Annotated in this window: 22 protein-coding genes; 12 read left to right on the forward strand and 10 right to left on the reverse strand. The window is 37.6% G+C overall.

The features are described from left to right. Positions 1 to 88: 88 nt before the first annotated feature. The 3 genes from ACQKII_RS16370 to ACQKII_RS16380 all read right to left on the reverse strand — a co-directional run bounded on the left by ACQKII_RS16370 (position 89) and on the right by ACQKII_RS16380 (position 3,435). Complete coding sequence (locus ACQKII_RS16370) at positions 89 to 1,138, reverse strand: Ig-like domain-containing protein (RefSeq protein ID WP_427460997.1); 1,050 nt, start codon at positions 1,136 to 1,138, stop codon at positions 89 to 91. Between the two features lie 137 nt (positions 1,139 to 1,275). After that, positions 1,276 to 2,241: a hypothetical protein gene (locus tag ACQKII_RS16375; RefSeq protein ID WP_427460998.1), complete on the reverse strand. Its 966-nt coding sequence runs from the start codon at positions 2,239 to 2,241 to the stop codon at positions 1,276 to 1,278. Between the two features lie 561 nt (positions 2,242 to 2,802). After that, positions 2,803 to 3,435: an exosporium glycoprotein BclB-related protein gene (locus ACQKII_RS16380; protein WP_427460999.1), complete on the reverse strand. Its 633-nt coding sequence runs from the start codon at positions 3,433 to 3,435 to the stop codon at positions 2,803 to 2,805. Between the two features lie 498 nt (positions 3,436 to 3,933). Here ACQKII_RS16380 and ACQKII_RS16385 point away from each other — a divergent pair, with 498 nt between their 5' ends. From ACQKII_RS16385 to tkt, 6 genes are all read left to right on the forward strand, one after another. Further along, complete coding sequence (locus ACQKII_RS16385; protein WP_427461000.1) at positions 3,934 to 4,128, forward strand: hypothetical protein; 195 nt, start codon at positions 3,934 to 3,936, stop codon at positions 4,126 to 4,128. A gap of 205 nt (positions 4,129 to 4,333) precedes the next feature. After that, complete coding sequence (locus tag ACQKII_RS16390; RefSeq protein WP_427461001.1) at positions 4,334 to 4,945, forward strand: DUF998 domain-containing protein; 612 nt, start codon at positions 4,334 to 4,336, stop codon at positions 4,943 to 4,945. Between the two features lie 176 nt (positions 4,946 to 5,121). Beyond that, on the forward strand, positions 5,122 to 5,250 hold the full coding sequence (locus ACQKII_RS16395; protein WP_427461002.1) for a helix-turn-helix domain-containing protein: 129 nt from the start codon (positions 5,122 to 5,124) through the stop codon (positions 5,248 to 5,250). Between the two features lie 4 nt (positions 5,251 to 5,254). Beyond that, on the forward strand, positions 5,255 to 5,461 hold the full coding sequence (locus tag ACQKII_RS16400) for a hypothetical protein (protein WP_427461003.1): 207 nt from the start codon (positions 5,255 to 5,257) through the stop codon (positions 5,459 to 5,461). A gap of 256 nt (positions 5,462 to 5,717) precedes the next feature. Next, entirely contained in the window at positions 5,718 to 5,951 is a 234-nt protein-coding gene (locus ACQKII_RS16405; protein ID WP_143997826.1) for a DUF896 domain-containing protein, read from the forward strand. Between the two features lie 126 nt (positions 5,952 to 6,077). Next, positions 6,078 to 8,072, forward strand: coding sequence for a transketolase (gene tkt, locus ACQKII_RS16410; RefSeq protein ID WP_427461005.1), 1,995 nt, complete (start codon positions 6,078 to 6,080; stop codon positions 8,070 to 8,072). Positions 8,073 to 8,114: 42 nt separating this feature from the next. Here tkt and ACQKII_RS16415 read toward each other — a convergent pair whose 3' ends face one another. After that, positions 8,115 to 8,462, reverse strand: coding sequence for a hypothetical protein (locus ACQKII_RS16415; RefSeq protein ID WP_427461008.1), 348 nt, complete (start codon positions 8,460 to 8,462; stop codon positions 8,115 to 8,117). A 142-nt stretch (positions 8,463 to 8,604) separates the two neighbouring features. Here ACQKII_RS16415 and ACQKII_RS16420 point away from each other — a divergent pair, with 142 nt between their 5' ends. Both ACQKII_RS16420 and ACQKII_RS16425 read left to right on the forward strand, forming a co-directional pair. Further along, positions 8,605 to 8,778: a hypothetical protein gene (locus ACQKII_RS16420; protein ID WP_427461009.1), complete on the forward strand. Its 174-nt coding sequence runs from the start codon at positions 8,605 to 8,607 to the stop codon at positions 8,776 to 8,778. Positions 8,779 to 8,873: 95 nt separating this feature from the next. Continuing rightward, complete coding sequence (locus ACQKII_RS16425; RefSeq protein WP_427461011.1) at positions 8,874 to 9,524, forward strand: HAD family hydrolase; 651 nt, start codon at positions 8,874 to 8,876, stop codon at positions 9,522 to 9,524. Positions 9,525 to 9,678: 154 nt separating this feature from the next. Here the strand turns inward: ACQKII_RS16425 and ACQKII_RS16430 are convergent, their stop codons facing one another. The 5 genes from ACQKII_RS16430 to ACQKII_RS16450 all read right to left on the reverse strand — a co-directional run bounded on the left by ACQKII_RS16430 (position 9,679) and on the right by ACQKII_RS16450 (position 13,122). Continuing rightward, positions 9,679 to 10,311, reverse strand: a complete 633-nt coding sequence (locus ACQKII_RS16430) for a response regulator (protein ID WP_427461013.1) — start codon at positions 10,309 to 10,311, stop codon at positions 9,679 to 9,681. After that, positions 10,286 to 11,323: a sensor histidine kinase gene (locus tag ACQKII_RS16435; protein WP_427461105.1), complete on the reverse strand. Its 1,038-nt coding sequence runs from the start codon at positions 11,321 to 11,323 to the stop codon at positions 10,286 to 10,288. The genes ACQKII_RS16430 and ACQKII_RS16435 overlap by 26 nt, the downstream gene beginning before the upstream one ends. Then, complete coding sequence (gene liaF, locus ACQKII_RS16440; protein WP_427461015.1) at positions 11,320 to 12,000, reverse strand: cell wall-active antibiotics response protein LiaF; 681 nt, start codon at positions 11,998 to 12,000, stop codon at positions 11,320 to 11,322. The genes ACQKII_RS16435 and liaF overlap by 4 nt, the downstream gene beginning before the upstream one ends. Before the next feature lie 114 nt (positions 12,001 to 12,114). After that, positions 12,115 to 12,753: a PspA/IM30 family protein gene (locus ACQKII_RS16445; protein ID WP_427461017.1), complete on the reverse strand. Its 639-nt coding sequence runs from the start codon at positions 12,751 to 12,753 to the stop codon at positions 12,115 to 12,117. Between the two features lie 15 nt (positions 12,754 to 12,768). After that, on the reverse strand, positions 12,769 to 13,122 hold the full coding sequence (locus ACQKII_RS16450; RefSeq protein WP_427461019.1) for an ABC transporter permease: 354 nt from the start codon (positions 13,120 to 13,122) through the stop codon (positions 12,769 to 12,771). Between the two features lie 230 nt (positions 13,123 to 13,352). On the opposite strand from ACQKII_RS16450, the gene sirA reads away from it, so the two are divergent. From sirA to ACQKII_RS16465, 3 genes are all read left to right on the forward strand, one after another. After that, positions 13,353 to 13,778, forward strand: a complete 426-nt coding sequence (sirA, locus tag ACQKII_RS16455; RefSeq protein WP_427461021.1) for a sporulation inhibitor of replication protein SirA — start codon at positions 13,353 to 13,355, stop codon at positions 13,776 to 13,778. Between the two features lie 100 nt (positions 13,779 to 13,878). Beyond that, complete coding sequence (locus tag ACQKII_RS16460) at positions 13,879 to 14,097, forward strand: YneF family protein (protein ID WP_010858628.1); 219 nt, start codon at positions 13,879 to 13,881, stop codon at positions 14,095 to 14,097. A gap of 168 nt (positions 14,098 to 14,265) precedes the next feature. Further along, positions 14,266 to 14,736, forward strand: coding sequence for an S-ribosylhomocysteine lyase (locus ACQKII_RS16465; protein WP_427461023.1), 471 nt, complete (start codon positions 14,266 to 14,268; stop codon positions 14,734 to 14,736). Positions 14,737 to 14,821: 85 nt separating this feature from the next. On the opposite strand, the gene ACQKII_RS16470 is transcribed toward ACQKII_RS16465, so the two are convergent. Next, positions 14,822 to 15,793, reverse strand: a complete 972-nt coding sequence (locus ACQKII_RS16470) for an alpha/beta hydrolase (RefSeq protein ID WP_427461025.1) — start codon at positions 15,791 to 15,793, stop codon at positions 14,822 to 14,824. 269 nt (positions 15,794 to 16,062) lie between these two features. On the opposite strand from ACQKII_RS16470, the gene ACQKII_RS16475 reads away from it, so the two are divergent. Then, positions 16,063 to 17,247, forward strand: coding sequence for an acetyl-CoA C-acetyltransferase (locus ACQKII_RS16475; RefSeq protein ID WP_427461027.1), 1,185 nt, complete (start codon positions 16,063 to 16,065; stop codon positions 17,245 to 17,247). Positions 17,248 to 17,296: the final 49 nt, after the last annotated feature.

The following is a 17,296-nucleotide window of genomic DNA, read 5'->3' on the forward strand; positions in this document are numbered from 1 at the left end:
GAAAGGGGGGCTGTCAGGAATTGCTTTTAAGCCATCTAAATAAATAACCAGGTGCTCATTTTCAAGTGAGTACCTGGTCTTTTTATGTTTAGTATTCTCTTACTTCAAATGAAGCAATCTTATCATGTACGATATATTCAGTTACCTTTTTATAAGGGGAGATAGTTTTAGAAAATTTGAATGTTGAAGTTCCTTGTGCACTATCAAACCAATTCAAATAGTCATTTAATACTTTATTAGTAACGTCATACTCTTTTGTTATACCGTTTACTAAAGTAATGCTTAAAATGGCACTTGAAAATTCATTGATTGGTGTCTTAACAATCACTGTACTAGTGGCAGCAATATCTGTGTTTTCTATCTTTGCAGTAATTATTGCCTCGCCTTCGCGAATAGCGGTTACATTACCATTCTGATCTACAGTGGCAATTGAATCATCACTAGAGGACCATACTACTTTTGAAGTATCTGGAATTACTGTGGCTATTAACTTATCTTGACTACCTTCTAAAAGTTCTAATGCATTCTTGTCTAATGTGATCGATTCAGTATTAGGCTCTGAAGGAGTTGAAATCTTTTCCATCATTTGCAGTTCACATATTCCGGATCTGACAGTACCAGTTGCACCGTTAGCTAGGGTGATATTAACTCTGTATTTGTTATAATAATTAGTATTTTCAAAAGTAAAACTTTGTTTTGGGTTCGTCTTCCAATCTTCTTTTGTAACATTACTTTGGGAATCTAAGACTATCCACTGAGATCCATCCCACGCTTCAAACGTCCATGTGTTCGGGAATAAAGTTGGCCATTGCCCACTATTATACATTACATATTTACTGATGGCTTTTGGAGTTGTAAATTCGTAAGCTAACCATCCTGTTTCTTTGGTAGTCCCCCAAGCATTGTATGTACTACCATTTTGATAGTTTAGCACACCATCAAATGCTTTCCAACTAGGTGTTCCACTATAGTTACTTGAAGATGAAGCTTTGCCAAACTCTGATACATCTGAGGTCATTTTGGGTATTACATTTTCTGAATACCCATCTTCAGCCTGTGCATTTTCAACACTATAACTAACTAGTACTATCAGTATTAATGCTAGATAAATAAAACTCTTATTAAATAAATTTTTCACTTATGTATCCTCCTTTTAACTTGTTAAAGGTGATTTCTTTAAATAACCTATAAATATAACTTTAACCATTAAAATATTTATTTACCATAATAAAAATCGTTTATTTTTGACAATAAAAAGCCACTACCTTGAGTGACCTATTTTTGATTTAAAGCTGGATGTTCCTTATAATTATTAACTACATCTGGGAAGTTTTCTGTTAAGAATTTATCCCAATTTATTTTATCTAGTGTTGATTTATCAATACTAAATTTCATTACTTCTGCATCTTTTTCGTTACCAAATTTATCAACGAGTGGAAGTTGCCAATTAAAGTTAACTTGTTTAATGTTATTAGTTTTCGAAAGTGGTTCTAGTATTTTAATCGAATCCATCCACATGTTACGCTTAGTCATATCAACTGTAAAATTTTCTGAAGCATTTAATGTTATATTTAAATTACTGTCTGTTGCTTCTATTTTTTCGATTACCTTTTTCTTCATATTATTATTTTTGCCTAGTTTATCAGTAATAATTTTTTCTACTTCGTCTGTTGAAACTCTACTTTTTATTTGAGATATATTTTCCTCAATTTTTTCTTTCTCTTCTTTAGTAAATTCCTCTTTCTTTGTAATTAAGCCGCGTTCCATAATAATATCAACTTTTCCATCATTGAAAATAATAGTCATAGATGAATCTTTATCTACACCACTTTCACCGTCAAAATCTAGTGAAACTAACTTTTCATCAAATTGATTTTTCTTTTCATTTTTCGCTTTGCCACCGAGGATTTTTTTTACTTGATCATAACTCATACCTTTTTCAATTTGTTTAAATTCATCAGGTGTAACGGTAGCTACATTTTTCATATTCTTTTCGGTGTTATCTTCTGGTGTTTCTTCTTTAGGTTTTGCTGCTGTTCCTACTTTTTCTTTATCCTTAGAGTTGTTAGTTGATTCTGTACTGTTGGTAGGTACTATTATAAACCCAATAATAAAGGCAACTATCGAGATACCTAACACAAAACCGCCTTTCATTTTCTTCTTTTTAATTAGTCCAATTACTAATAAAACAAGACCTACAATAACTCCAAACATACCTAAAAATACTAATAAATAACCCATATTAAACCTCTCCTCCTTCTATATAACTATAAAGGAAATGATATGCAGTTGTACATGCGAAAAAACAGACAACCGTAATTAGTAATTTGTTTTAAACCTTCGTACCATCTTTCAATTTGAAATTAATCTCCAGTTCAGCATCCAAAGCTTCCGCAATTTTTGTTAAATCAGCCACTGAATACGTTTCGTTATTATGTATTTAACAAACAAATTATCGAAGTATTAACAGATAAAGATGAAATGCATAAGGCTTTATTGGCTGCACAGGTTCATAGTGCAACTGACTTTACAAAAGCTAAGAACGTACTATTTAAAATTGCTATGGGATTAAAGGAGGTGTGCCTACGGTAGCTAGTACATTAAGAGCGGTATTTCTAAGTGCATAGTAAGGCTATTGAGTGTTTGGATAAGAAGCCAACCAATTCATTATCTATAACAATAAATTAGCGCATGATTCAATCAACTTTTTTAAATCATGCACTTATTTATTGTTCATTTAATATTGGTTGTTTCAGTATGAGTAGGGTCGCTAGATAATTAATAGATAGAAGAAGCCATTTTTTAAGCTATAGTGATTCCTGCACTTGCGTTACCTGTTATGAAATTGTTTAGGGGGGCAGTTCCTGTTGCAGAGGCTGAGATCACCATTAATAAAAGATCATCATCTGCCACTTGTACTGGTGGTGTAATAGTTTTACGACCCCTAGTCAAGGTACCTACAGCTATTGCGCTAAGAGGTGGAACTAAATCAACAAATGCATTTGTAGGGTTGAAAATATTACTATCAGCAGTTGCACGGTAAATTTGTGCTCTAATTGTAACTGTTCCAGCAACAGCTATTGTAGCTGTTGCAGAGAAAGATGCTGCAATAGCTGTAATACTACCTGCACGTGCAACAGCAAACGCTTCAGTTCCAACAGAGGCCGTTAAGTCTATGGAAGTACCTGTAAATGGTATTCCTGTAATAGCGGTACCGAATCCTAAAAGGGCAACCGTCTCAGGTAAACCACTGACATCCGTTAATATAATCGCAGGTGTATTTCCAGAGGAGAATGGAATGATTGCAGAGCCTAGATTGGAAGGGATTGTAGGAATACATGCAGCATCAATACCAACAAATGGTCCTGCATTACATCCCACATTATTTTCAGCTGGGCAACCGCATCCGCAATTCATAGAATTATTTCTACACATTTTTACACCCCCTTTCCTCATTAGTCTATTCATTAAAGGGTAGTATTAAAGGGCTATCATATACGTACAGCGTGCTAATTTAGTTACATACCTTACTTTTCAATTTTCGATCCACATGGGTGTGGCAGTGTGGGATGGAAAGTTATTGATGTATACAGCTCTAGTAGGGAAGTACGCTCTAGTGATTATGAATACTTTAGATTTTGATGAACTCGGGTCTACAGTCCTGAATGCATTTCGTATTGACCCGGAAGAAATGATTGCATACACCCAACCACAACCCACTACGATACAAGGCAGAGATTACTTCTTTCACTAGGATTAGGAATTGCAAATTACTATTCTACAACGATGTTATAAATAGAGATGAAGAACTATCATAATCAAATGTAAGTCTAAAGTCTGATGTTGTATAAGTCTAACACTGTATTTACGAGCGAAGTATACCTTTGATATGCTATTTATAGAAAATATTTCTTGTTGAAGGGAGCAATCAGAGTGTTATTTAAGGGAGCAAATAATGTGAAGAAAATGTTATTTTTTGGGGTATCAATCATTATTATAGGAAGTACAGTCCTGCATTATGGCGTATCCGATGAATTAGAATATAAAATGTGTTTAGGAGCACAGGGCGTTTCTAATACATTTGCTACTGTTTTCGGTGATGAACCAACCAATGCTTGTAATGAATAAAAAAGAGAGTGGTTAAACATCTTTTATTCTATCCTCTCCAAAATATATGAGAAGAATTACTCTTGCTCCATATAAATGATTAAAATCAATATCGCTTAATTACCTTCTAGGTCTCATTAAATTAAGGTCATCATATAATTTATGATTATTACATTGGTAATTTATTCTGCAAATAAGTGTGTAATTATATGAAGGGGGATAAATTTTGTTCCATATATCTCAAAAAGTTGGAATAGTAAGTTGGGTTGTTACAATTTTATATTTTGTGATAGAACCAATTTTTATTATGACTTCACTTGTACCTTATAATATTATGCAACAAGCTATGAGTGATCTGGGAGTGACATCATGTGGGAAGTATACTTATGAAATTGCACCTCATGAAATTTGTTCCCCATATCATTTTTGGATGAATGTATTATTTATAGTGAATGGTTTAACATTTTCAATTGGTGTGTTGTATCTTTCGCAGTACCTAAAGAAGAACTGGTTAAACATATTGGCAACAGTATTTATGCTCATTTTTGCTTTGGGAAATATTGTATCTGGTTTTATACCAGCTGATATCGATTTATTTTGGCATTCTATAGTAGCGCAAATAGGCATGATTACCGTTTTATTTGGACTGTGGATTTATGCAAAATCATTAACTATAGGGAAGCGATGGACCTATTTTAATTTATTTGTCCTTATAGTTTTACTTATCCTGATCGTTCTTTTGATTTTCTTTCCATTGCCAGCAGGTTTATTACAAGGACTTTTTTATGGTGTGATTTTCTTGTGGGGTACCGTGCTTACAATTCTCTTAAGGAATTAAATCCTTAGAAATTTATCAATTAAGCCTTTAAAAAGATATTGAAGAATTACTTTTATGTCACCATAACCAGGCGCTCATAATAACTGATATGCTCCCCATTAGGTAGACAGATTAAAAAATAAAAATCTGTTATCTAAGGGGGGATTTTTTATGGTTCGAAGTAAGCACCCAGTTGAGTGTTGAAATTAAAAATTCTTCGTCTACTAAAGCAGGGGCATTTTTCTATGCGTGAATTATGTAAGCAATATGAAATATCACCGACTACTTTACAACGTCGGCGATTTCGTCTTGAAATGGAAGGCTAAAGAGGTGTTAGAAATACTAAAAATTATTAGTTTTATATTTTTGATTGTTGGAATATTTTTAATTTTTACGGGGATGATTGAAGTTGTATATTTGAAGGATTATATTCCTTTTATTCCTCAACGTTGGAAAGGTACTTTGGGTGTGCTTTGTTTTGTTATAGCAAGTTCATTGTATAAAATATCAAAAATAAACAGATTGAAACAAACATGAGCTAGTTAAATAAGCCATAAAAAGACCATTTCGTAGGTGAACTGCACCCTAATTAGTCTCAATCCTATTCACACATTCCTGTACACACACTCGCCGTATTTTATTTGCCCAGCTTGCCCCACTTAGTCTCATTGTCTTGCACTACCTGAAAGAAAATAGCATCGCTTAAAAGGTTGATATAACTGCATTTTGAAGCAATTCATGCTATACTTTGCCTACCATATTCATTAAGATAGGTACTGAAAGGTGTGGAATTATGTTATCAAAAGAAAAAATTAATCGAATTAATGAATTATCAGCAAAAGCTAAAACAGGTAATCTTACTGAAGAAGAAGCAAAAGAACGTACAGCTCTGCGTAAAGAGTACTTGGATACGTTTCGAGCATCAATGCGCGATACAATTGAAAACGTAAAAATTGTAGATGCAGAGGGCAACGATGTAACGCCAGAGAAGGTAAAACAAGCGCAAAAAAATAAATTTTTAAATTAATGTGACACAATGCTATTAAGTATGTCATAAATCTCAAATAGTATAACAAAACCATTGTTTTCTTAGGCAATGTTGACTAAACTGTAGAAGAACAATATATAGGACGAGAAAGGATGTCACAACATAATGACTCAACATGCGGATCAACTAGCGATTAATGCTATCCGAACATTGTCAATCGATGCGATTGAAAAAGCAAATTCAGGTCACCCAGGATTACCAATGGGGGCAGCGCCAATGGCTTATACGCTTTGGACAAAACAACTTCGCCACAATCCGGCAAATCCAAAATGGTATAACCGCGATCGTTTCGTACTTTCTGCAGGCCATGGCTCGATGCTTTTATACAGCCTACTTCACCTTGGTGGCTACGGCTTACCAATGGAAGAAATTCAAAACTTCCGTCAATGGGATTCATTAACACCAGGACATCCGGAATATGGTCATACAGTTGGGGTAGAGGCAACAACAGGTCCTCTAGGCCAAGGTATTGCCATGACAGTTGGTATGGCAATGGCTGAGCGCCATTTAGCAGCTACTTACAACAAGCCAGGTCATGATATCGTCGATCACTACACATTTGCACTTTGCGGCGACGGCGACTTAATGGAAGGTGTTGCAGCTGAAGCTATTTCTTTAGCTGGTCACTTACAGCTTGAAAAATTAATCGTGCTGTACGATTCAAATGATATTTCATTAGATGGTGATTTAGAAAAATCATTCTCAGAAAACGTGCAAAAACGCTTTGAATCATATGGCTGGAACTACTTAAAAGTAGCAGACGGTACAGATGTAGCAGAGATTAACACTGCTATTGAAGAAGCGAAAAAATCAACAGGCAAGCCAACACTTATTGAAGTAAAAACAGTAATCGGTTTTGGCTCACCAAATAAATCAGGTAAATCAGATTCACACGGTGCGCCACTTGGAACGGATGAAGTTGTCTTAACGAAGGCGGCATATGAATGGGCACATGAGCCATTCCAAATTCCTGCTGAAGTGTATGACACATTTAACGCAGCAACAGTAGAGCAAGGAGCTCAACCAGAAGCTGCTTGGAATGAAAAATTCGAAGCATATAAAGCTGAGTTCCCAGAATTAGCGGCACAATTCGAAAATGCAATGAACGGTAAATTACCAGAAGATTTCGCATCAGAATTACCAGTATATGAAGTTGGTAAATCTGTCGCAACTCGTTCTTCTTCAGGTGATGCAATCAATGCTATCGCAAAGAAAACACCTTCATTCTTCGGTGGTTCAGCTGACCTTGCTGGCTCAAACAAAACAACTATGAAAGGCGCTGGCGACTTCTCAGCAGAAAACTATGCGGGCCGTAATATTTGGTTTGGTGTACGTGAATTCGCAATGGGCGCAGCAATGAACGGTATGGCACTACACGGTGGTGTGAATGTCTTTGGCGGTACGTTCTTCGTATTCTCTGATTATATTCGACCTGCTGTACGACTTTCTGCGTTAATGGGTCTACCTGTGACATATGTATTCACACATGATTCGATTGCTGTAGGTGAAGATGGTCCAACACATGAACCAATCGAGCACTTAGCATCATTACGCGCAATGCCAAACCTATCTGTAGTTCGTCCAGCAGATGCGAACGAATCTGCTGTTGCTTGGGAGCTTGCAGTAGCTTCTGAAAAAACACCTACTGTTTTAGTGTTATCTCGTCAAAACTTACCAGTGCTCAACGCATCGATCGATACAGTGCGCGAGGGCGTAGCAAAAGGTGCATACACAGTTTCTCCAGCTTCTAAAGAAATCGCAGATGCACTTCTAATTGCAACTGGTTCGGAAGTTTCACTTGCAATTGAAGCACAAAAAGCGTTAAAAGCTGAAGGTTTGGATGTAGCAGTTGTGTCAATGCCATCAATGGATCGCTTCGAAAAACAAGACGCAGTTTACAAAGAATCTGTACTGCCAAAAGCAGTGACAAAACGTCTTGCTATTGAAATGGGTGCATCATTTGGCTGGCACAAATACACAGGCTTCGAGGGTGATGTACTTGCAATCGACAAGTTCGGCGCATCTGCACCTGGTGAGTTAGTGATGGAGAAATACGGATTTACAGTCGAAAATGTTGTAGCTAAAGTTAAAGCGCTATAATTTCTAATATAAATTTAAAATACCGCAATGCTCAATGATGGGTTAACTGTCAATCGAGCGCTGCGGTATTTTTTCGTTTTTTGAAGATTTATACAAGCTCATCAAGACGGCTGCACTTTGTAAAATGACCGTTGCAACAAAGCAATAGAAGTCCTTTGAATTGCCACCAAGACTCAGTTCATCGACAATAATGCCACTAAACCAAAGTAGCTGTCCTGAGACAATCACCGTTAGGCTAGCGAAGAGTAAACAAAACCAAATCGGCATTTTTTTTATTATGGCAATGATAAGCATTAAAACCGAGTATAGAACAATGACTTCAAAAATTGGTTCAAGCAAAGTAAATGATTTATCACTAACGAAGTTATCGTACGTAAAACGACTGTCCAAGTAATCTCCTCCCGTTAACAAATAACAACGATTATGGAAATGAAAGGTTTCGTAATTTGATATTATTCACATCTCCGCAGGATGGAAGTTTATATGGTAGTATTATCTGCACTATATACAATGATAGTATAAAGATGTAGAGTTGAACAATTATCCAATGCTAAACGTCGGGGTTACAGCGGTAAGTCCCATTTTACCTGAAGGAAGTTTTCAATTACTTGGGTATACGAGTGTAGCATTATTGGATATACCACCAAAGAATATTGTAGCTGTAAGAGGTTTTAATCGTTTTGGTTCACCCGAAGGATTTATGTAAGATATTCGCGAGTTTGGCTCAAAAGTTTATCAATCAATTCGATAAATCAAATATAGAAGATCGTAACACTAGTAAGCGAAAAAGGATGGGTGAAAATGAAAAAGTATAGCGTTGTTTTAGTTGATTTAGATGGAACGTTATCGGATCCTAAAATAGGCATAACGAAGTCCGTTCAATATGCGTTGGAGAAGATGGATATTGTTGAAAGGGATTTAGATAAGCTTGAAACTTTTATTGGTCCTCCATTGCAAGTATCATTTAAAGAGATTTATGGTTTGGATGATGCTTTAATAAATCAAGCAATTACATACTATCGTGAACGTTTTACAGACAAAGGGATGTTTGAGAATCAACTATATCAACATATAACGACGTTACTCGAACATTTAAAGAAGCAGGGGTATAGATTAGCAGTGGCTACTTCAAAGCCAACTGTATTTGCCGAACAAATATTAAATCACTTCAACCTTGCGCAATTCTTTGAATTAATCGTTGGCAGTAATTTAGATGGTACGCGATCAGCAAAAGGAGACATCATTGCTGATGTACTGGCGTATTTTAGTGAATTTAATGAAGACCAATTTATTATGGTTGGTGACCGTAAATACGATCTGATTGGGGCGAATGAAAACCATATCGATTCTATTGGTGTTACTTATGGATATGGTTCTCTTGAAGAATTGGTGGATGCAAAGGCGACATATATTGTTCATAGTGTGAATGAGTTAAAAGAAATCCTCACTTAGTTGTGGTTTAAAATACCTAGATATTGTGAAAAGATCCATGACATTCATGGATCTTTTTTAGTGCAGCTTCAAATTGTAAAATCGCTGATAGCGCATCAAAAATCGCTGATAAAATCACATATTACGCTGAAAACTTTGTGAAACCGAAAAAAATCTACTTCGCCAAACCATTTTGGAATGCATAGACAACGGCTTGTGTGCGGTCCTGTACATCCAGCTTAGCTAAGATATTGCTGACATGTGTTTTGACAGTTTTTAAAGCAATGTATAAGTCATCAGCAATCTCCTGGTTTGCTTTGCCTTTCGCCATCAGCAGTAATACTTCCATTTCACGGTCGGTTAGCTGCTCATAGAGTGGAATGTTTGAACCGTGACGCATACGATGCATCATTTTAGAAGTTACTTCTGGCTCCAATACCGTTTCACCGCCAATTGTTTTACGGATAGCGTCGGCAATTTGTTTGGCGTTCGATGTTTTCAAAATATAGCTAACAGCACCAGCCTCTAGTGCTGGATAGACTTTGTCATCATCTAAAAAACTTGTGACCATCATAATTTTCGCCTCTGGCCATGTTTCTAAAATTTTAACAGTCGCCTCCGCACCGGTCATAATAGGCATGACATTGTCCATTAGAATAATGTCCGGACGCAGTGCGAGGGCTTGTTCAACAGCCTCCACACCATTTTCAGCTTCACCGACAACGGTAATGTCAGACTGTGCTGACAGATAGGCAGACACGCCTATGCGGACCATCTCGTGGTCATCCACTATTAATACTTGAATCAACTTCAACAACCTCCTTGTGCAATGGGACTTTTACCTCCACAATCGTACCTTCTCCAGGTACAGAAACAATTTTGTACGTACAACCAATCTCAACAGCACGTTCAGCAATATTTTGTAGGCCATAGGAAGTCGATTTATCAGTTTCGACATCAAAGCCGAGACCATTATCCTGAATACGTAAAATGGCTAAATCATCTCGGGCAACGAGTAGTAATTCAACCTCAGTGGCCTTTGAATGGCGCAATGTATTCGATAGAGCTTCCTGCGCAATGCGGAATAAATGATCTTCCTCTGCTTTAGTTAAAGCCATTTCCTCTAGCTCATACTCAATATGGAAATAGACCTTTTGCTGTAGTTCGATAATTAGTTCTTCTAAGCCCTGTGCGAGGGTTTTATTATGCAGCGCAACAGGCCGTAAATGTAATAACAATGCGCGCATTTCAAGCTGGGCCTGCTGAACAACTTTCTCTACCTGCTTTAAGCTTTTGGCGTTTTCATCACTTTCTGTTAATGCAGAGAGCAACATCGAAGCAGCGAATAATTGTTGGGATACTGAGTCATGGAGCTCGCGCGCAAGACGTTGACGTTCGGCAATAATGCGTTCTTGTATAATTTTATCATTGGCTTCAGCTCGTTCATTGGAAAGGCGTTGTAGGCTTTTCCGTTGTGTATCGATGAGCTCACTTGTTTGCGTAAGTGCTTTTTTCAGTGGTTTCGGTAGTGTCTGTTTTTTCGGTAGCATAAAATCCGGCTCGACTAATTCCTTTACAAAGCGGGTTGCTTGCGCCTCTCGCGCCCTAGCCGTCATACTAATCCAGCTCGAAATTAGTAGACTAAGTGCAAATAGACTAAGTACAATAACGCCGCCTAACGGAATATTATCGTAATTTTGTTGCCATAAAGGTTGCCAAACTTTCTCGTTTGGTTCGCCCCACAAAGCAAAAAGGAGGCCGAATGCAGCACCTATTAATATGAAGAACAAGGTAAATACTCTTGAAAGAAAGGCAATCATTTTCGCAACACCTCCAAATCTCCAAGCCATGTAGCCACATGAATCACAAGTGTACGCTTCGCATCCTCAGGGTTTCCGTCAGAGAAAACTACACTTTCATTAAGGAGTCGCTGCGGACCAGTATGCAAGCATGTTAACTCTCCAAACAGCGTCGTATAATGCAACCGGAATGGTATTTCATAAGGGACATAAACTTGTACTTTGCCGATCCCTTGTCGTATTGTAATAAGGCTTGTGCCGGCTGGTAAAATCGTTTGTGTTGTATCAATTGTAATGTCACCTGCAAGTCGTTGAATTTGTACATCCTGCCATTTATAAGCTTCTACAGGTGCAGGCATTGTGCCAAATATATCATTTTTACTTGCGGGAAGCTTTTCAAATTCTAATGTTACCACTTTAGGTTCATTTTCTTTTTGCAAATAATGGTACAGCATGTATAAGAGCAGTAAGACAATAAATAGGCGCAAACTCCACATCGTAAAGAGTGCAATCGCAATAAAGAAAATTCCTGTCCATTTGAAAAATCGTACATTTTTTGAAAAGCTTAAATAAAGTAGTACAGCCCCAATCAATAAACAAAAAGCACCGCCATTATTAAAAATTGTGAGCTCCACAAAAACGAGTAAAAAGAAGCACAGTACCCAAAATGTGAGTTTATTTGTTGTGAAATTTTGCAAGAGGGACACCTACTTTCTACTAAATAGTATGAGAGAGGGAATTAATATCCCTCTAATATAAAACATGAAAGAATGCGCCGCTAAATGTGGCGCATTTCTTTCCATTATAACATGTTATTTGTTTTCAATTAGTAATGGTGAGCTATCATCTGTTGCATTTTTTTCGAGTGCTGCAAGGCGTGCCTCAAAAGTCGTGACTTCATGATCTTTATCAATTTGGAATGCCAGCTTATCGATGTATGATTCTAAATCCTCGAAATTGGTTTTATTGTTTTTGGCAAGCATGCCGTCCATTTGATGATGCGCTCTTGTCACATTTTCTTTGCCCATCAGTTGTAACTGACGAACCTTCATATCTTTAATTTTGTGCTTCATTGTTTCGAATTTACGCTCAAGCTCAAAGTACTCGCGAGTGCTTGACTCAATGCTCGATTGTAATGTGTTTTTGCGAGCTGTGTATGCTGCTACTTCATCTGTAGCGAATTCAATTAAATCTTGCTCGCTGCTTGTAATTGCTAATTGTAGCTGAGCTTCACGTTTTGCTAGTAACTCTGCGTTTTCCTTGAATTCCACTTCTAGCTTTTCTTTAAGCTGACCTTGGCGCTCTAATAATTTGCCAGTTTGTTCTGTTTGTTTCTCCGCTTCACGAATATATTGGTTTAACATCGCAATTGGATTTTTTTGTTCCTTCTTATCAAATACTTGATGTAAGTCTGCCTCTATTGTGTATCTAAAACGTTGGAATAAGTTCATGTTAATTCGCTCCTTTTATTTCGTTAAATTTGACCATTCTTTTTCGAAGTTAGTAAATGGGTCTTCCTCTTTGGCTTCAACTGTTGGGATTTTTACATCTTCGCCATTCCATTTTTTATAGATCACATAGATAATGGCGATTGCTGCTAGACCTACCATTGCTGGGATGTTGGATACTGCTGAGAGAACACCGATAAGCCCAACTGTGGCCCAAATTATTTTGGTGAATGTCGATTTGCTTGCGATGTAGAAGTGCATACCGAGTGCTACCAGTACGCCTGAAAATAATAGACCTGCAAGTGGTCCGATTAAGGCAAGTGCGACACATGCTGCGATAATGCCGCTTGTTAGTAAAAGAAATTTTTTCATATAATGTTAGCTCCTTTCGTTTGTACCTTAATACTACCTGTTTGAAAGCTTTGCTAAAACGGACTGGAAATGGATTTTCTTCTAGGTCTAGAGGCTGAGGTAATTGTAAGAAGCCGAAACTAGAAGGTTTTCGACAAAAATAGAAGATGAATGCCTCCTTCGTTTGACAAATTAACGAGTTTGAATAGGCTATACTTACGATAAAGAAACTGAGCGAAGGGGGATTTCTGGTGAGAACCTATTCCATCTATAAAATAAAAGAAGAGCATTTAACGTTTATTTTCGGCAGAGAGCGTAAGTTATTAGAAATGATGCAGGGCTGTGAAGACGCCAATGAGAAATCCTTAAAGGAACTCGCATATATATGTGAAACAATTGGTTTCGAAGAAATTGCTGCCATGCTAGAAGCGCAGTTAGATTCAAAGTATGCCCATTTAGAAAAAGCTCGCAATGCTTTATTTTTAGAACACCCGATAAAAGGGAAAATGGCCATTTATTTAGTGGAGCGTAAAATCTGCGTCTATTGTGAGGGTTCACGCATGCTAGATTTGGATCTATTTCAGATGCTTGCAAAAATGAGTGATCGCTTTATTGCTTTTAATAAACAAGAAAATGAGTGCGGTTGGCTAAAGCCGATGAAGTATACCATGCACTAGGAATTTTCACGACAATATATAGTAACACGCTACTATTTCGTGTATAATGGAGCGTGGAGAGTTTTTTCTCGGTATATTGTTAGTGGAGGAGGTTGGCAATATGGCAACTTGGATTTGGATTATTATTGTAATTATTGCTTTAGCAGCAGGGGCAGCGCTTGGTTTCTATTTCGCTCGTCAAGCTATGATGAAATATTTAAAAGAAAACCCACCAATTAATGAACAAATGATTCGTATGATGATGGCACAAATGGGTCGTACTCCGTCTGAAAAGCAAGTACGTCAAATGATGGCACAAATGAATAAAGTCCAAAAATAAATGGGGATTTTTAAGGAGCAACTAGTCTAAGCCAAGCTAGTTGCTTTTTTCTTTGGTGATTTAAGATAAGTGGAGCGGCCCTTCTTTTTGTAAAATTCATAAAAATCATATAATTCTATTGGAAAACTCGTTATAATAGAAATAATAGACAAAAAGGAGTTGTTCGTTTTGCAAAAAGAAAAAACAAATGTAGAGAGCTTTGATTTAGATCATACGAAAGTACAGGCACCGTATGTTCGTTTAGCGGGAGTAAAAGCAGGAAAAAATGGCGATGAAGTATACAAATACGATATTCGCTTCAAACAACCAAACAAGGAACATATGAATATGCCAGCTTTACATTCCTTAGAGCATTTATCGGCGGACATTATCCGAAATTACTCAGATAATATCGTTGATTTTAGTCCAATGGGATGTCAAACGGGTTTCTACGTCTCATTAATAAATCACAATGATTATGAGGATTTGTTAAATATTTTAGAAAAAACATTTACGGATGTTACAAAAGCAACAGCGGTACCTGCTTGCAATGAAGTGCAGTGTGGCTGGGCAGCAAGCCATAGCCTTAAAGGTGCACAAGCATTAGCACAAGAATTTTTAGCAAAACGCGATGAATGGCATATCGTTTTCGCCGAATAAAAACAACAAATGGAGCTGTCTCATAATTTTGAGATAGCTCCATTCTGCATGAAAGGCCAGCTTTTATCAGAAAAATCATTACCCTTTAAAAGTGAAATGGAATGACATTAGACGATGAAGAATCATGCTTGATTTTTTGATAGATGAAACTTTCTAAAAATTCATGTATTAGTTCCTCATATTCATCCATATTTTCATTAAAGGACTGTGCGTGAGCCCCCAGATCAAAAAGTTTTAATTTTTTTGTACCCATCTTTTTATGATATAAATCCAATGACATTGAAGCCGGAATAAACGTATCAGGAATACTATGGATAAAGAGTACGGGCTTCTCAATATGTGTAACGGCTTCTGCAGGCGTGACGCTTTTAAACGAATAACCATCTCGAAGGCGTACAAAAAAATCTGCAAATCCAATTGGAATGATGGAGCCATACTTAAATTCCGTTTTAGCAATTTGTCTAAGTAGCATCGAAAAATCTGAAAATGCACAGTCGGAAATGTAAAAATCAGCACCATCTTCTACAGTTCCTGCATACAACAACATGGTTGCAGCACCCATTGATTCACCATGAATACCTAGAATGGCATTGTCCCCGATCATTGCTTTAACGGTTTTGACAACCGCATCAAGGTCGTTTTTTTCATAGTAGCCATAGCTCGTAGTTTTACCACCTGAGTCTCCATGTCTACGGTGGTCGAAAATAACGGAATTGTAGCCAAGGCGTTCAAAAAGCCGTGCATATTTGACGGAGTTAATTTTATTTTCCGTGACACCATGGCAGATGATGATGGTATTATTCGTTTGTAGCGGCTGAAACATAATGCCTCGAATGGAATAGCCATTGGGTGAATCGATATTTAATTCACATTTAAAATTTTGATTGTACCAGACTTCATCGAAACGTTTGGCAGATGTTTCACGTTCACGAATAAATTCTGGATCTTTTTGCTGAATGTACATTAATTTATTGGAAAGCGCAAAGCCGAACAGACCTGTTGCTGCCGCGGCAAGCGTCGTTGTAATACCTGAAAATAAAAGCATTTTCTTTTTCATCTTAAACACCTCCACATCCTGTTTCTTTTGTTGTCTAGACATTGGCGCCCCACGTTTAAGGTTTGCCCTCAACCGCGAAAGCACTTTCTTACTTGTAATGTTCCCAACTAAGATTGTTTAAAACACGACAACATTTTACAATAACTTTTAAAAAAGTGCGATTATTTCTGTTATCGAAAATCGTCAAAATATTTGTTAAAATATACATATCTGCTAGTAGCATATGCAGGCAGTGTTGATTTTTGAACGGGGAAAAGGGGAGAATGATTATGACAAACGAGGTAGTAATTGTAAGTGCCGTGCGTACTGCGATCGGTTCATTCCAGGGAACATTAAAGGATGTACCGGCAACAACTCTTGGTAGCATCGTTATTAAAGAGGTTTTAGCACGTGCTGGCGTAGCAGGTGAACAAGTCGATGAAATCATTATGGGGAATGTTTTATCGGCAGGGCTTGGACAAAATCCAGCACGGCAAGCAGCGATTGCAGCGGGCTTACCCCATCAAGTGCCTGCTTTAACAATTAATAAAGTGTGTGGCTCGGGATTAAAGGCAGTCCATTTAGCTGCACAGGCAATTTTAGCTGGAGATGCGGAGATCATCGTTGCAGGTGGCTTTGAAAACATGAGCCAAGCACCATATGTCTTAAAAAATGCACGTGAAGGCTTCCGCATGGGCGACCAAAAGGTGGTTGATACGATGATTCATGATGGCTTATGGTGTGCCTTCAATGACTATCATATGGGAATTACAGCAGAAAATTTATGTGACGCTTATGAGATTTCACGCGAGGAGCAGGATACTTTTGCAGCACGCTCACAGCAACGGGCAGAAGCGGCGATTGCAGCAGGGAAATTTAGTGATGAAATCGTAGCCGTTGAAATTCCTCAACGCAAGGGAGAAGCTATTATTTTTGACAAAGATGAATTCCCACGTGCAGGTGTTACAGCCGAGGCATTATCAAAACTACGTCCAGCTTTTAAAAAGGAAGGTTCCGTGACAGCAGCAAATGCTTCTGGCATAAATGATGGTGCTGCAGCAGTTGTTGTCATGTCGAAACAAAAGGCGGCAGAGCTTGGTATTGAACCACTGGCACAAATTATAGCGAATGCAAGTTCAGGTGTGGACCCATCGGTAATGGGAACAGGCCCTGTAACTGCGGTGAAAAAAGCATTGGCAAAAGCTAATGTATCATTAACAGATGTAGATTTAATCGAAGCAAATGAAGCGTTTGCGGCACAATCAATTGCTGTTGATCGCGAATTAGGCTTCAATCATGATAAACTAAATGTGAACGGGGGAGCAATTGCTCTTGGTCACCCGATTGGTGCGAGTGGTGCACGCATTTTAGTTACGCTATTACATGAGATGGCAAAACGCGATGCTAAAACGGGTCTCGCTACATTATGTATCGGTGGTGGACAAGGCGTAGCAACAGTTGTACAGCGCCCTTAATCAGCCTCAGGCGGATGCCACAGATGAATGTTAAATCTGGATGACATTC

The sequence above is a fragment of the Lysinibacillus sp. NPDC048646 genome, from assembly GCF_050272295.1.
Taxonomy (GTDB): Bacteria; Bacillota; Bacilli; order Bacillales_A; family Planococcaceae; genus Lysinibacillus.

Bases quoted from the DNA above. Each gene is read 5' to 3' on its own strand.
- ACQKII_RS16405 (WP_143997826.1), top strand. From the start codon at position 5,718: ATGTTATCAAAAGAAAAAATTAATCGAATTAATGAATTATCAGCAAAA.
- ACQKII_RS16380 (WP_427460999.1), bottom strand. From the start codon at position 3,435: ATGTGTAGAAATAATTCTATGAATTGCGGATGCGGTTGCCCAGCTGAA.
- ACQKII_RS16425 (WP_427461011.1), top strand. From the start codon at position 8,874: ATGAAAAAGTATAGCGTTGTTTTAGTTGATTTAGATGGAACGTTATCG.
- tkt (WP_427461005.1), top strand. From the start codon at position 6,078: ATGACTCAACATGCGGATCAACTAGCGATTAATGCTATCCGAACATTG.
- ACQKII_RS16460 (WP_010858628.1), top strand. From the start codon at position 13,879: ATGGCAACTTGGATTTGGATTATTATTGTAATTATTGCTTTAGCAGCA.
- ACQKII_RS16450 (WP_427461019.1), bottom strand. From the start codon at position 13,122: ATGAAAAAATTTCTTTTACTAACAAGCGGCATTATCGCAGCATGTGTC.
- ACQKII_RS16435 (WP_427461105.1), bottom strand. From the start codon at position 11,323: ATGATTGCCTTTCTTTCAAGAGTATTTACCTTGTTCTTCATATTAATA.
- ACQKII_RS16475 (WP_427461027.1), top strand. From the start codon at position 16,063: ATGACAAACGAGGTAGTAATTGTAAGTGCCGTGCGTACTGCGATCGGT.
- ACQKII_RS16470 (WP_427461025.1), bottom strand. From the start codon at position 15,793: ATGAAAAAGAAAATGCTTTTATTTTCAGGTATTACAACGACGCTTGCC.
- ACQKII_RS16375 (WP_427460998.1), bottom strand. From the start codon at position 2,241: ATGGGTTATTTATTAGTATTTTTAGGTATGTTTGGAGTTATTGTAGGT.
- ACQKII_RS16445 (WP_427461017.1), bottom strand. From the start codon at position 12,753: ATGAACTTATTCCAACGTTTTAGATACACAATAGAGGCAGACTTACAT.